The organism is Pseudomonas sp. FG47 (genome assembly GCF_057809115.1).
The window spans coordinates 42969-57546 of sequence record NZ_JBMDJI010000002.1 but is presented as its reverse complement, the minus strand read 5'-3'; the positions used below and the strand labels follow the sequence as shown (position 1 = coordinate 57546).

At 63.5% G+C, this 14578-nt stretch carries 13 protein-coding genes; 7 read left to right on the top strand and 6 right to left on the bottom strand.

All coding sequences use genetic code 11. The features are described from left to right. Window positions 1-64 precede the first annotated feature (64 nt). The 4 genes from ACODS5_RS03010 to ACODS5_RS02995 all read right to left on the bottom strand — a co-directional run bounded on the left by ACODS5_RS03010 (window position 65) and on the right by ACODS5_RS02995 (window position 3528). A complete protein-coding gene (locus ACODS5_RS03010; protein WP_489107868.1) occupies window positions 65-835 on the bottom strand; it encodes an OmpA family protein in 771 nt (256 codons plus the stop codon). Between the two features lie 10 nt (window positions 836-845). Next, window positions 846-1241: a DUF4398 domain-containing protein gene (locus tag ACODS5_RS03005; RefSeq protein WP_489107867.1), complete on the bottom strand. Its 396-nt coding sequence runs from the start codon at window positions 1239-1241 to the stop codon at window positions 846-848. Window positions 1242-1523: 282 nt separating this feature from the next. Continuing rightward, the gene (locus tag ACODS5_RS03000; protein WP_134693180.1) at window positions 1524-2012 is read right to left on the bottom strand and encodes a PaaI family thioesterase; all 489 of its coding nucleotides are present in this window, start codon (window positions 2010-2012) and stop codon (window positions 1524-1526) included. A 130-nt stretch (window positions 2013-2142) separates the two neighbouring features. After that, window positions 2143-3528, bottom strand: coding sequence for an amino acid permease (locus ACODS5_RS02995; RefSeq protein ID WP_489107866.1), 1386 nt, complete (start codon window positions 3526-3528; stop codon window positions 2143-2145). A 253-nt stretch (window positions 3529-3781) separates the two neighbouring features. On the opposite strand from ACODS5_RS02995, the gene gcvA reads away from it, so the two are divergent. Next, on the top strand, window positions 3782-4678 hold the full coding sequence (gene gcvA, locus ACODS5_RS02990; protein ID WP_134693182.1) for a transcriptional regulator GcvA: 897 nt from the start codon (window positions 3782-3784) through the stop codon (window positions 4676-4678). Window positions 4679-4801: 123 nt separating this feature from the next. Then, window positions 4802-6052: a 2-aminoadipate transaminase gene (locus ACODS5_RS02985; protein ID WP_489107865.1), complete on the top strand. Its 1251-nt coding sequence runs from the start codon at window positions 4802-4804 to the stop codon at window positions 6050-6052. Between the two features lie 3 nt (window positions 6053-6055). Here ACODS5_RS02985 and ACODS5_RS02980 read toward each other — a convergent pair whose 3' ends face one another. Next, window positions 6056-6358 (bottom strand): hypothetical protein, encoded by a 303-nt coding sequence (locus tag ACODS5_RS02980; RefSeq protein WP_489107864.1) that lies wholly within the window; start codon window positions 6356-6358, stop codon window positions 6056-6058. A gap of 158 nt (window positions 6359-6516) precedes the next feature. Here ACODS5_RS02980 and ACODS5_RS02975 point away from each other — a divergent pair, with 158 nt between their 5' ends. Then, window positions 6517-6945 (top strand): hypothetical protein, encoded by a 429-nt coding sequence (locus tag ACODS5_RS02975; RefSeq protein WP_134693184.1) that lies wholly within the window; start codon window positions 6517-6519, stop codon window positions 6943-6945. A gap of 67 nt (window positions 6946-7012) precedes the next feature. Next, window positions 7013-9124, top strand: coding sequence for an elongation factor G (fusA, locus tag ACODS5_RS02970; protein ID WP_489107863.1), 2112 nt, complete (start codon window positions 7013-7015; stop codon window positions 9122-9124). 130 nt (window positions 9125-9254) lie between these two features. Here fusA and ACODS5_RS02965 read toward each other — a convergent pair whose 3' ends face one another. After that, window positions 9255-10697 (bottom strand): SulP family inorganic anion transporter, encoded by a 1443-nt coding sequence (locus ACODS5_RS02965; protein WP_489107862.1) that lies wholly within the window; start codon window positions 10695-10697, stop codon window positions 9255-9257. Window positions 10698-10852: 155 nt separating this feature from the next. Between ACODS5_RS02965 and ACODS5_RS02960 the strand changes: the two genes are divergently transcribed. The 3 genes from ACODS5_RS02960 (at window position 10853) to ACODS5_RS02950 (ending at window position 14361) form a co-directional block, all read left to right on the top strand. Next, window positions 10853-11617: a secretin N-terminal domain-containing protein gene (locus ACODS5_RS02960; RefSeq protein ID WP_256660306.1), complete on the top strand. Its 765-nt coding sequence runs from the start codon at window positions 10853-10855 to the stop codon at window positions 11615-11617. 490 nt (window positions 11618-12107) lie between these two features. Then, on the top strand, window positions 12108-13433 hold the full coding sequence (gene aceA / locus ACODS5_RS02955; protein WP_134693187.1) for an isocitrate lyase: 1326 nt from the start codon (window positions 12108-12110) through the stop codon (window positions 13431-13433). A 265-nt stretch (window positions 13434-13698) separates the two neighbouring features. Beyond that, window positions 13699-14361 carry a lysoplasmalogenase gene (locus tag ACODS5_RS02950; RefSeq protein ID WP_134693188.1) on the top strand — a complete coding sequence of 221 codons (663 nt, stop codon included), beginning with the start codon at window positions 13699-13701 and terminating at the stop codon, window positions 14359-14361. Window positions 14362-14578: the final 217 nt, after the last annotated feature.

Here is a 14578-nt window from a genome sequence, read left to right as displayed (position 1 = left end):
GCCCAGCCCGGGCGCTGCAAATGAAAAGGCGACCCGGCACGCGCCGGGTCGCCTGCGGCGGACCTCAACGGGCCCGCACTGCCTCCGCCCCTTGCGAGATGATCACTTCCACCCGCCGGTTGAGCTGGCGCGAATGGGCATCGCTGTTGCTCGCCACCGGGTGCGCCTTGCCATAGCCGCTGGTGGCGATACGCGCAGGCTCCACCCCCTGGCGCTGCAACGCACGGGCCACGGCCTGTGCACGGTTCTCCGACAAGCGCAGGTTCAGCGCGTCACCGCCAGTGGAATCGGTGAAGCCTTCGATGCGCACCTGGCGCTCGGGGTTGTCGCGCAGGAACTGCGCCAACCGCTGGATATCGTCATGGCTGCGGCCACGCAGCTCGGCACGCCCGGTGTCGAACAGCACATCGCCGAAGGTCACCACCGTGCCACGCTCGCTCTGCTGGCCCTTGAGGGCCTTGAGCGCATTGAGCTGGGCGGTACGCACCTGCAGACGTGCTTCGGCGCGACGGGCCTCGATCCCGCGCATGCCGGCCTCGGCCTGGCGCAGGCGGATGGTGGCTTCGGCCGTCTCGATCTGGCGTTTGGCCAGGTAGGCCAATTGCCCGACCTCGGGCGCCTTGCGATCGCTCAGCGAGACCGCCTCGGCCTTGCCCAGCGCGGCTTGCGCCTGCTGGGTCTCGAGGGCAGCCATGCGGTGCGCCTGCGGTTTGCCCTGCAACGCCGTGAAGGCTTCACGGGCCTGCACCAGGTCTGGATTTTCCGGAGTGGCGGCGCAACCGCCGACCACCAGGGCAAGCACGGTCATGGCCGGCAACAGATAACGTTTCGACATGTTCGGCTCCTTATTGGCCAGGCTGGGTCGGCACGGCATTCGGCTCGCTCAGCAATTCATGCTTGAGCACATCGATGCCTTTTTCCGCCGTGTTCAACTGCTCTTCGGTACGCGACGCCCGGGCCTTGGTTTCCGCCAGGCGGGCATCGGCCTCGGCCTGCTGGGCCAAGGTCCGCACCTGTTCGTAGTGTTTTTCGCCCAGGGCGCGGTCCATCGCACCGAGCTTGTCCTGGGCAGCGCGCATCTCTAGCGGCGCGTACTGGGTTGCATCGGCGGCGACGGCGCGGTGGACGGCGCTGCGGGTGAGTTCGACCTGTTCGGTGGGTACCACCACGCTGGCACAGCCGCCCATGATCATGAGCACACCGACCAGCGGCAACGTCTTGCGATTGAAACGGACACGCATGGAAAAGCTCCTTGGCTGCGCTCGCGCTCAGGGTGATCGGCGAACATCGCTGATCACGGCAAAGCACGGGAAATGTCTGAGCGGCTCATCAAGAAAGCGACCGCACTCGTATGTCGAATGCGTTCGCACTAAGGAAATCGAGAGCGCTCATGACAGACTGCTGCAAAAGCTGGGTAAGACTATTCCCAGCGAACAGCCAGCCGAATAGGACTTTTCAACAGTGGGCTATAAGGATTTTCAACAAGGGGAGCGGCGCTGGAGCACCGCTCGATGACCTGACGCTCAGCGCTGGCCATGGGCCTGAAGCTTGAGTTGTTCGGTATCGACCCGCACGAACACCGAGTCGGCGCGCACGGTCAGCACATCGCCGGCCCAGACCTCGCAGATCACCCGGCTCTTGCGCCCGAGCTCGCCCTCGACACGCGCCTTGAGCAGCAGCTCGACGCCCATCGGCGTGGGCTTTAGGTAGCTCAACCCGAGTTGACCGGTAACGCAGTCGATGCGCGGCAGGCTGCCCGGCTCGCGGCCTTCGGCGCGGTAGTGGTAGGCCATGGCGGCCCAGTTGGAGTGGCAGTCGACCAGCATCGCCAGCAGACCGCCGTAGACCAGCCCGGGCCAGCCGGTGAAGGTCGCGTCCGGGGTGTGCCGGCACAGCAGGTGGATACCGTCGGCGTCCCAGTGGCTCTGCACATGCAGGCCGCTGGGGTGGGCACAGCCGCAGCCATAGCAGATACCGTCGGGAGCGGCGCGGTGTTGCAGGGAGTCGGTCATGGGCGTCCTTTGCTTGTTGGTGTTGGGGCAGGTAGCGCAGACCGATGGTAGCGCCCCGCCCCACCTGCGCCAATGAGCAATGTAGGAGCCAGCTTGCTGGCGAACCAGGCAACGCGGTGCACGGCAGCTTTCAGGCGTTGAGCAACACGCCGACCCGGTTGCGCCGCTGGGTCAGCGACACCAGCAAGATGAACAAGGTAACCCCGGCCGTCATCAAGGTTTCGTAGCGATAGGCGTCGCTGAACAGCATGTAGCCCAGCACCATCAGGATGGTGCCGATCACCAACCAGGTCAGCCAGGGGAACAGCCACATTTTCAACTCCAGCGCGCGCCCTTCACGCTCGGCGCGGGCGCGCATGCGCAACTGCGACACGGCGATCACCAGGTATACCAGCAAGGCGATGGCGCCGGTGGTGGACAGCAAAAAGCCGAAGACCTTGCCGGGAAACACATAGTTGACCAGGCATCCGGCAAAACCGGCGAGGGTCGAGAGGATCACCGCCACGGTCGGTACGCCGGCGCCGGAAATGCGCTTGGTCATTTGCAGCGCCTGGCCACGCGCGCCCAGCGAATAGAGCATCCGCGAAGCCGTGTACAAGCCGGAGTTCATGCAACTGGTGACCGCCACCAGCACCACCAGGTCTACCAGCAGCTTGGCGCCAGGCACGTTGAGCACTTCCAGCACCCGCTGGAACGACCCCACCGCCTTGAGCCCCGGGTCGTTCCACGCCACCAGCGACACCACCAGGAAGATCGACGCCAGGTAGAAGATGGCGATGCGGTACACCACCAGGTTGGTGGCGCGGCGGATCTTGTCCTTGGGGTTGGCGGTCTCGTCGGCAGCGATGGTGACGATCTCCGCGCCGAAGAACGAGAAGATGGTGATCAGCACACCGCCCAGCACAGTGCCAAAGCCGTTGGGCATGAAGCCGCCGTTGTCCCACAGGCGGCTGACCCCGGACACCTCGGCCAACGGCCAGGCACCGAACACCGCCAGGCTGCAGACCAAGATGAAGGCGATGATCGCCACCACCTTGACCAGGGCGAACCAGTATTCGAAGGCGCCGAAGTTCTTCACGCTGACCAGGTTGGTAGCCGACAGCAACAGCATGATCAGGAAGGCGAACAGCCAGGACGGCACGCCAGGGAAGTAGGCATGCAGGATATCCGCGCCGGCAATCGCCTCGACCGGGATGATCAGCACCCAGAACCACCAGTACAGCCAGCCGATGGTGAAGCCCGCCCATGGCCCGATGGCCTGCGAGGCGTAGGTCGAGAATGAGCCGCTGTTGGGGTTGGCGATGGCCATTTCACCTAGCATGCGCATCACCAGCAGCACCAAAAGGCCGGTCATGGCGTAGGAAATGAGGATGGCAGGGCCTGCGGTGGCAATGGCGTTGGAGGAGCCGATGAACAGCCCCGCGCCGATGATGCCGGCAATCGAGATCATCGACACCTGGCGCGAGGTCAGGCCGTGTTGCAGGGCGCGCTGTTTCTTGTTGTCTGGCGATGCCATGGGGAACCCTCGAGTGGGTCGGCCGCCGCGGGGGCGACTGAAGTTGGAGCAACATTCAAGACTGTTTGAGTTGCACGTTGTTGTTCTTGTCAAACGCCGGCAATGGGCCAAGCCGCCTTTGCAAATAACCAGTTGTCAGCGTTGATGCAGGTCAGTATTAATCTATAGGCACGCGCCAACAAACGACCTTTTCGAAGCACATCATTCCCTTAAAGAATGAATTCCTTCCGTTTTTGCAGGGTAACGCCTCGTCATGTCCAAACGCCTGATGCCTTCGACCACCGCCCTGCAATGCTTCGAGGCGGCCGCCCGCCATCTGAGCTTCACCCGCGCGGCGCAGGAACTGCACCTGACCCAGAGCGCCGTCAGCAAGCAGGTGGCGCAGCTCGAGGACATGCTTGCCCACCCATTGTTCCAGCGTATTCGCCGGCGCCTGCAACTGACCCCCGCGGGCGCGCTGTACCTCACCGAGGTGCACAAGATCCTCACCCAGATCGACATCTCCAGCCGCTACATCCTCAGCTACGGCGACGAGACCGAGGTGCTGCGCATCGCCACCCAGCCGACCTTCGGTGCGCGCTGGCTGGTGCCCAGGCTCAAGGGTTTCGGCGACCGCCACCCGCGCATCCACCTGGACATCCGCAACGAGCTGGAACCTTTCGACCTGGTGCAGGCCAAGGCCGATGTCGCGTTCTTCTTCGGCCAGGGCACCTGGCCGGGGGCGACCTGCATCGAGCTGTTCAGCGAGGCGGTGATACCGGTATGTGCCCCAACGCTGCTGGCGCAGCGGCGCTTTGCCAGCGCTGGCGAGCTGGCCGAACACCGCCTGCTGCAATGCGCATCGCGCCCGGAGGCCTGGCATGAATGGTTCCTCGGCCTGGGGCTGCACAGCCAGAACAGCTACCACGGACCACGCTTCGACACGTTCTACCTGTGCATTCGCGCCGCCATCGCCGGTTGCGGCGTCGCCCTGATCCCGCGCTACCTGGTGGCCGAGGAGCTGGCCGAGGGCAAGTTGGTGGTGGCCTGGGACCACCCGCTGGCGAGCAACGGCCGGCATTTCATGGCCCATGCCGAGCATGCCGCCGAGGTGCCCAAGGTGCGGGCGTTCGTCGAATGGATTCGCGAGCGAGTGGCGCAGGCCGATTGAAAGCCGTCGCGGGACACGAAATATCATGAATTTAAGGAATGACCGCAATCCAATAATTCGTTTGCGCAATATATCCGCGGCACGCTTGGATATTAATCAACTCGAACAACAGGCCACTCGCGCATGTACCAGGAAAGTATCAGCCAGTCCATTGCCATCGTTCATCCGATCACACTTTCCCATGGCCGTAATGCCGAAGTCTGGGATACCGAAGGCAAGCGTTATATCGACTTCGTCGGCGGTATCGGCGTACTCAACCTGGGCCATTGCAACCCTGCGGTGGTCGCGGCCATCCAGCAGCAAGCCACGCGCCTGACCCATTACGCCTTCAACGCCGCCCCCCATGGTCCCTACCTGGAACTGATGGCATGCCTGAGCACGTTCGTGCCGCTCAGCTACCCGCTGGCCGGCATGCTCACCAACAGCGGCGCGGAAGCGGCCGAGAATGCCTTGAAAGTTGCCCGCGGCGCCACCGGCAAGCGGGCCATCGTCGCCTTCGACGGCGCTTTCCATGGCCGCACCCTGGCCACCCTCAACCTCAACGGCAAGGTCGCCCCGTACAAGCAGCGGGTTGGCGAACTGCCCGGCCCGGTGTACCACCTGCCCTACCCCAGCGCCGACACCGGGGTGACCTGCGAACAGGCACTCAAGGCCATGGAGCGGCTGTTCAGCGTCGAGCTGGCGGTGGAAGACGTGGCCGCGTTCATCTTCGAGCCGGTGCAGGGCGAAGGCGGCTTCCTCGCCCTCGACCCAGCCTTCGCCCAGGCCCTGCGCCGCTTCTGTGACGAGCACGCAATCCTGATCATCATCGACGAGATCCAGTCCGGCTTCGGCCGCACCGGCCAGCGCTTCGCCTTCACCCGCCTGGGGATCGAGCCGGACCTGCTGCTGCTGGCCAAGAGCATTGCCGGCGGCATGCCCCTGGGCGCGGTGGTCGGCCGCCGGGAGATCATGGACTCGCTGCCCAAGGGCGGCCTGGGCGGCACTTATTCGGGCAATCCGATCGCCTGTGCGGCGGCCTTGGCGAGCCTTGCGCAGATGACCGACGACAACCTCGCCACCTGGGGCGAACGCCAGGAGCAGGCCATCGTCGCACGCCATGCACGCTGGAAAGCTGCAGGATTGTCCAGCTCGCTCGGCCGTCTGACCGGCGTCGGCGCCATGCGCGGTCTGGAGCTCGTCAACGGCGATGGCAGCCCAGCACCGGCACAATTGGCCAAGGTGCTGGAGGCAGCGCGTGCCAAGGGGTTGTTGTTGATGCCCAGTGGCAAGGCGCGGCATATCATCCGCCTGCTGGCGCCGCTGACCATCGAGGCCGAGGTGTTCGAGGAAGGGCTGGATATCCTCGAGCAGTGCCTGGCTGAACTGGGGTAAGGCTTACAGGCCCAGCTCTTCGGGGGTGGGCATGTCGCATTCGAAGGCGATCCAGCCGCCTTCGAGTTCGGCATGGCCGTTGACGATCAGGCCGTAGTAAGTAAGGCCATTTTCCAACGTGACGCAGATGTGCGTGGCGCCTTTTTCTGGTGCCGCGAGCGTTCCGACGAAATACACCTTCTTCAGCACTTCGGTTACCGCCTCGAGGCCCACGCGCATGTTGCTGTTTTCCGAAGCCTCGGTGTCGCCCCCACGGTCTTCGGCGCTGACGGTCACGGTGGCGATGTAGGGGTACTTGCTGCTCAAGCGGGGTTACCTCGGGGTAGGGTGCGAAAATTGGCGCTAGGGTACGGCAGACGGTGGTTGTTGTCTCTAGCGGCCTCGTGGAAGGTACGGCATGGCCTCCCCCGCCCCGATCTGTTAGGGTGCCCGCCGATGCACGCCACACCACGCGAGGATACCGAGTGAGCGCAGAACTTCCCCTGATCGCCGACCTGTTCGAGGTCGACAAACGCCTGACCCTCAAACCCGTCGTGGACTTCAACGCCTACCTGCGCAACGCCTTCGGCGACGGCCCCTGCCGCTGCCACCGCTGCGTCGAGGGCAATGCCGACGAGAGCACCTACAGCCACCGCCACAGCTTCGAACTGGAAGGCCGCACCCTGCACCGACGCTTTGCCAGTACTGCCGGCAGCGACGTGTTGATGGTACTGAAGAAGGCGTGGCTGTCCTACACCAAGGCCGAACTGATCACCGTCGGCGCGTTGGACATGACTACCCTCAAGGCCTTCACCGACGTGGCCCTGCACGAACGCCTGCTGGCCCTGTTGCCGGCCAGCGGCCTGGCACGTGAAGCCGAGGGCCAGTGGCAACTGCAGGTACTCGCCGACTGACGGTCACCCCGGCAGGATTCTCCCGCTCTGCTACCTTGGGAGAATCCTCACCCGCAGGTGACCCGCCATGGCCCGCACGACTCCCATCGAGCTGTACCGCAATATCGGCATTGTCGCTCACGTGGATGCCGGCAAGACCACCACCACCGAACGGATCCTGTTCTACACCGGGGTCAACCACAAGATGGGCGAGGTGCACGACGGCGCCGCGACCATGGACTGGATGGCTCAGGAGCAGGAGCGCGGCATCACCATCACCTCGGCGGCCACCACGGCCTTCTGGCAGGGCTCGACCAAGCAGTTCGAGCACAAGTACCGCTTCAATATCATCGACACCCCCGGCCACGTCGACTTCACCATCGAGGTGGAGCGCTCGCTGCGCGTGCTCGATGGCGCGGTGGTGGTGTTCAGCGGCGCCGACGGCGTCGAGCCGCAGTCCGAGACGGTGTGGCGCCAGGCCAACAAGTACCATGTCCCGCGCCTGGCCTATATCAACAAGATGGACCGCCAGGGCGCGGACTTCCTACGCGTTGTGAAGCAGATCGACCAACGCCTGGGCCACCACCCGGTACCGATCCAGCTGGCCATCGGCAGCGAGGAAAACTTCATCGGCCAGATCGACCTGGTGAAGATGAAGGCCATCTACTGGAACGACGCAGACAACGGCACCAGCTACCGCGAAGAAGAGATTCCCGCCGAACTGCAGGCACTGGCGGACGAATGGCGCGCGCACATGATCGAAGCCGCCGCCGAGGCCAATGACGAACTGACCGTGAAGTTCCTCGAAGGTGAAGAGCTGAGCGTCGACGAGATCAAGGCCGCCCTGCGCCAACGCACCATCGCCAACGAAATCGTCCCGACCATCCTCGGCTCGTCATTCAAGAACAAGGGCGTGCCGCTGATGCTCGACGCGGTGATCGACTACCTGCCCGCCCCGTCCGAAATCCCGGCGATCAAGGGCACCGACCCGGACGATGAAGAGAAGCACCTGGAACGCCACGCCGACGACAAGGAGCCTTTCTCGGCCCTGGCCTTCAAGATCGCCACCGATCCGTTCGTCGGCACCCTGACCTTCGCCCGGGTATATTCGGGCGTGCTCAGCTCGGGCAATGCGGTGCTCAACTCGGTCAAGGGCAAAAAGGAGCGCATCGGCCGCATGGTGCAGATGCATGCCAACCAGCGCGCCGAGATCAAGGACGTGTGCGCCGGCGATATCGCCGCACTGATCGGCATGAAGGACGTGACCACCGGCGACACCCTGTGCGACATGGACAAGCCGATCATCCTTGAGCGCATGGATTTCCCCGACCCGGTGATCTCGGTGGCGGTGGAGCCGAAGACCAAGGGCGACCAGGAGAAAATGGGCATCGCCCTGAGCAAGCTGGCCCAGGAGGACCCGTCGTTCCGGGTCAAGACCGACGAGGAAACCGGCCAGACCATCATCTCCGGCATGGGCGAGCTGCACCTGGACATCATCGTCGATCGCATGCGCCGCGAGTTCAACGTCGAGGCCAATATCGGCAAGCCGCAGGTGGCCTACCGCGAAAAGATCCGCAACACCTGCGAGATCGAGGGCCGCTTCGTTCGCCAGTCCGGCGGGCGCGGCCAGTACGGTCACTGCTGGATCCGCTTCGCCCCGGGCGACGAAGGCAAGGAAGGCCTGGAGTTCGTCAACGAGATCGTCGGCGGCGTGGTGCCTCGCGAGTACATCCCGGCGATCCAGAAAGGCATCGAGGAGCAAATGAAGAACGGCGTGCTCGCCGGCTACCCGCTGATCAACCTCAAGGCGGCGGTGTTCGACGGCTCGTACCACGACGTCGACTCCAACGAGATGGCCTACAAGATTGCCGCCTCCATGGCCACCAAGCAGCTTTCGCAGAAAGGTGGCGCGGTGTTGCTGGAGCCGGTGATGAAGGTCGAGGTGGTGACGCCCGAGGAGTACCAGGGCGATATCCTCGGCGACCTGAGCCGGCGCCGGGGCATGATCCAGGATGGCGACGAGACCCCGGCCGGCAAGGTGATCCGTGCCGAGGTGCCGCTGGGCGAAATGTTCGGCTACGCCACCTCGATGCGCTCGATGACCCAGGGCCGGGCGAGTTTCTCGATGGAGTTCACCCGCTACGCCGAGGCGCCGGCGAGCATTGCCGATGCCATCGTCAAGAAAAACCGCGGGGAGTAAGCCTTTCTCCTATAACGGCCCTATCGCCGGCAAGCCGGCTCCCACAGGTACTGCACAGTTCTTGAGTGCAGTGACAATCCTGTGGGAGCCGGCTTGCCGGCGATAGGGCCGGTGCAGGCAACCATTGCGTTCAATGCTGCTCCCCTGCCCGCTTCAACAGCTTCTTGCAGCGCTCGGAAAGATGCACCACCCGCAACTGCTTGCCCGCCTTGGCATAGCGCTCGCGCAGGGTTTTCAGCGCCGCTACCGCCGAATAATCGACAAAACTCAGGTGCTGGCAATCCAGCGTGACCTTTGCCGGGTCGTTGGCCGGGTCGAACTGGTTGAGAAACGGCGTGGTCGAGGCGAAGAACAGCGTGCCGTGCACCTGGTAATGCTTGCTCCCCTCGGCGTCCTGATGACTGTCGGCATACAGCTCGCGCGCGTGCTGCCAGGCAAAATTGATGGCCGCGATGACGATACCGAACAGCACCGCCGTGGCCAGGTCGGTGAACACCGTGACCACGGTCACGGCGATAATCGCCAGCACATCGCTCACCGGCACCTTGTGCAGCACCCGTAGCGACGCCCAGGCGAAGGTCTGCTGGGCCACCACGAACATCACCCCGACCAGCGCCGCCAGCGGAATACGCTCGATCAACGGTGACAGGAACAGCACGAACAGCAGGATCATCACCCCCGCCACCACGCCCGACAGTCGGCCACGGCCATTGGAACTGAGGTTGATCACCGTCTGGCCGATCATCGCGCAGCCGCCCATGCCGCCACACAGACCCGAGACCATGTTGGCCGCGCCCAGGGCCACGCACTCGCGGTCCGGGTAACCGCGGCTTTCGGTGACCTCGTCGGTGAGGTTGAGAGTCAGCAGGGTTTCCAGCAGGCCGACCATGGCCATCAACACCGCATAGGGGGCGATGATCTTCAGGGTCTCGAGGTTCCACGGGATATCCGGCAGGGCCAGCGACGGCAAGCCGCCGGCGATGTGCGCCATGTCGCCGAGGGTGCGCGTTGGCAGCCCCAGCAGGTACACCAGCAGGCCAACACCGAGGATCGCCACCAACGCCGGCGGCACCGCGCGGGTCAGTTTGGGCAGTACGTAGACCACCGCCATGGTCAGCGCCACCAGGCCGATCATCAGGTACAGCGGCGCACCGCTGAGCCAGTGTTCACCGTCCTTGAAATGCTCCAGCTGAGCCAGGGCGATGACGATGGCCAGGCCATTGACGAAGCCAAGCATCACCGGGTACGGCACCAGGCGCACCAGCTTGCCCAGGCGCAGCGCGCCGAACAGGATTATCACCACCCCGCCCAGCAGCACCGTGGCCAGCAGGTACTGGGCACCGTGCTGCACCACCAGGGCGACGATCACCACCGCCATGGAGCCGGCAGCGCCGGAAATCATGCCCGGGCGGCCGCCGAACAGCGCGGTGAGCGTGCAGATGATAAAGGCGCCATACAGGCCCATCAGCGGGTTGAGGTGAGCCACCAGGGCGAAGGCGATGCACTCCGGCACCAAGGCGAACGAAGTGGTGAGGCCGGCGAGCAGGTCGGCGCGTAGGCGTGCGGGTTTCATGGAGATCCTGTAAACAACCCCGCGCAATAGGGCCGCGAGGGGTGAGCTTGAAATCGAGGACCGGGATGTTACGGAATTTGTCTGACAGCAGCCACCGCGCATTAATTCATCCCGCTGTGATTCACACCCGGCAAGATGCCGACAAATTTGCCATCATGTTCACTCCACCCGCGGAGATCATGGACATGCCGCTACGCCCCCTCCTCGCCTCGCTGCTGCTGGCCGCCAGCCTGACCGCCCAGGCCGCCACCGAGGTCATCCCGCTACAGCACCGCAGCAGCGCCGAACTGCTGCCTGCCGCCCAGTCGTTTCTCGGCAAGGATGGCACGGTCAGCACCTTCGAGGACAAGCTGATCGTCAACGCAGCGCAGCAGCGCATCGACGACCTGCGCGCCCTGCTGCAACAACTCGACACCGCGCCCAAGCGCCTACTGATCAGCGTCGACAACAACGACAGCAACTTCCAGGACAACCGCGGCAACGCGCGGGTCATCCGCTACGGCACCGCCAACCGCGAAGGCGGCATGCAGCAGGTGCAGGCTAGCGACGGTCAGCCGGCACTGATCCAGGTGGGCCAGAGCATCCCCGTCACCAGCACCGCCACCGACGGTTACGGGCGCATCCAGAGCAACACCGAATACCGCAATGTCACCCAGGGTTTCTACGTCACGCCACGCCTGAGCGGCGACACGGTTCGTCTGCAAATCAGCACTAATAATGATCGAATGAGCCAGGAACGTGCCGATGTAGTGAAAGTGCAGAGCACCGACACGACCGTCACCGGCAAGCTCGGCGAGTGGATCACCCTGGCCGGGTTCAATCAGCAGAGTCAATCCGAACGCAGCGCGTCAAGCCTCAGTTACAGCACCCAGCGCGGTGAAAACATGACTTTGCGGGTCAAGGTCGACCTGGTCGACTGATCCCAGGCAAATCAAGGCCTCGACCAAGGGCCTTGAAACTGACCGCCAAGTCGCGTTAGACCAAAGATGTAGTAACACAAAAAAAGCACTACAAAACATTTGACAGGCTCTTTTTGGCAAGGGCATGATGGCCTCGCTCCCGCTAATCAGAGGCCCTGGCAAGGGTCTTCGAGGTGCGCTCCTCCCACCGTGGAGGCACCTCGTGTCCATACGGCCCACAAGGCGGTTCGACGGGATTGCGACTGCAACGAAGAAGTTGTCCCGAGGGACGGAAGCGCATCACCGCAGTTCTGGCAATCGCGTCGCACCGCAGCAAGGCATCCACGAGCCAACCTGCAGGGCACACCTTCGCCTGGCCTGCCCACCCTTCCCCTTCGCACTTCCCCGTTCGCCGCCGCACTCCCCCGGACAGCACAGCCTGGCCCTCTGACCCGCGTATCCGAGCATCAGCACAATTACACTCAAGATCGATGCGACGAGGTTTATTTCCATGGCACTGACACGCGAACAGCAAATTGCAGCCCTCGAGAAAGACTGGGCCGAAAACCCGCGCTGGAAAGGCGTGACCCGTACCTACACCGCCGCCGATGTCGTTCGCCTGCGTGGCTCGCTGCAACCGGAGCATACCCTGGCTCGCCAGGGCGCAGAGAAACTGTGGAAGCTGGTCACCCAAGGTGCCCACCCGTCCTTCCGCCCAGAAAAAGATTTCGTCAACTGCATGGGCGCCCTGACCGGCGGCCAGGCAGTGCAGCAGGTCAAAGCCGGCATCCAGGCCATCTACCTGTCCGGCTGGCAGGTTGCCGCCGACAACAACTCGGCCGAGTCGATGTACCCCGACCAGTCGCTGTACCCGGTTGACTCGGTGCCGACCGTGGTCAAGCGCATCAACAACTCGTTCCGTCGCGCCGACCAGATCCAGTGGAAAGCCGGCAAGAACCCGGGCGACGACGGCTACATCGACTACTTCGCGCCGATCGTGGCTGACGCCGAAGCCGGTTTCGGCGGCGTACTGAACGCCTACGAGCTGATGAAGAACATGATCGAAGCAGGCGCCGCCGGCGTGCACTTCGAAGACCAACTGGCCTCGGTGAAAAAATGTGGCCACATGGGCGGCAAGGTCCTGGTACCGACCCAGGAAGCCGTGCAGAAGCTGGTAGCCGCACGCCTGGCCGCCGACGTTGCTGGTGTACCGACCATCATCCTGGCCCGTACCGACGCCAACGCCGCCGACCTGCTGACCAGCGACTGCGACCCGTACGACCAGCCGTTCGTGATCGGCGAGCGTACCCGTGAAGGTTTCTACAAGGTACGCGCCGGCCTCGACCAGGCCATCTCCCGCGGCCTGGCCTACGCCCCGTACGCCGACCTGATCTGGTGCGAAACCGCCAAGCCGGACCTGGACGAAGCCCGTCGCTTCGCCGAGGCGATCAAGAAGGAATACCCGGACCAACTGCTGTCGTACAACTGCTCGCCGTCCTTCAACTGGAAGAAGAACCTGGACGACGCCACCATCGCCAAGTTCCAGCGCGAGCTGTCGGCCATGGGCTACAAGCACCAGTTCATCACCCTGGCTGGCATCCACAACATGTGGCACGGCATGTTCAACCTGGCGCACGACTACGCCCGCAACGACATGACCGCCTACGTCAAGCTGCAGGAGCAGGAGTTCGCCGACGCCAGCAAAGGCTACACCTTCGTGGCGCACCAGCAGGAAGTCGGCACCGGCTACTTCGACGACATGACCACCGTGATCCAGGGTGGTGCTTCGTCGGTTACCGCACTGACTGGTTCGACCGAGGAAGAGCAGTTCCACTGATAGCTGTGAACTGTTGAACAAGGCCCGGAATTCGCGAGAATTCCGGGCCTTTTTCATTTCCAGGCCAAACGCTGCCTCCTGTAGGAGCGGCCTCGTGTCGCGAAAGGGCCGCAAAGCGGCCCCGGCGATCTTTGCATGAAGGCTGAGATCCTAGGTCTGCTGCGCAACCCTTTCGCGGCACAAGGCCGCTCCTACAGGGGTCGCATTACCAGCAAAACCCAGGATCAGGTCTAAGCTTGTGGCTACCCCACAGCAAGGACTGCCCATGCCCCGCCCTGGCCACCTGCTCATCGTCGCCATCGCAGCCGCCGCCTTCTATCTATATGCGCTGGCCAGCGACAACGCCCTGCTTGGCCTGCTGGTCAAACCCATTCCGGTGCTCGCCCTGATTGCCTGGCTGAGCACCTTCCCCGCCACACCCTACCGGCGCTGGATCATGATCGGCCTGGCCTTCTCGGTGCTCGGCGACATCCTCCTGGCCATCCCCCGCGACCTGTTCGTGTTCGGCCTGACCGCGTTCCTTTGCGCCCACCTGGCGTACCTTCGCGGTTACTACAGCCTGACCCAACGCCCGGCCTATCCCTCACTGGCCCTCGCACTGCTGGTAGGCGCCTCGCTGCTCGGCCTGCTCGCCAGCCACGGCCTGGGCCCACTGCTGATCCCGGTGGCGCTGTATGCCCTGGCGATCGGCTGCATGCTCTGGCGCGCCTTGGCCTGTGGCGGACTCGCGGCGCTGGGCGCTTGCGCCTTTGTGTTCTCCGACAGCCTGATCGGCATCGACCGCTTCGTCAGCCCGTTCGCCGCCGCCGAGTACCTGATCATCCTCGCCTACTGGCTTGGGCAGTGGCTGATTGCCACGTCCGTGACCCGCAGCGCAAACGATAAAGTATTGATCCAGGGCGGTGCACCTGGCAGCGCAAAATGCTAGAACGAGGGTTTTTCCCATTGGCAAGGGGGCGCGATTGGCCGACGAACTTTGCAAGGCTCAGAAAGGCTAAAACAATACAGCTCAAGTTAAATGATATTAATTATCATTACACAATTAGCCAGCCGTTACGCCATGCAAGAAACATAATTAACAAAACCGCATGCAATGCCCGAAAATCAAGGCTTTCAGCCAGTTACGAACGATTTTTGTTTTTAAA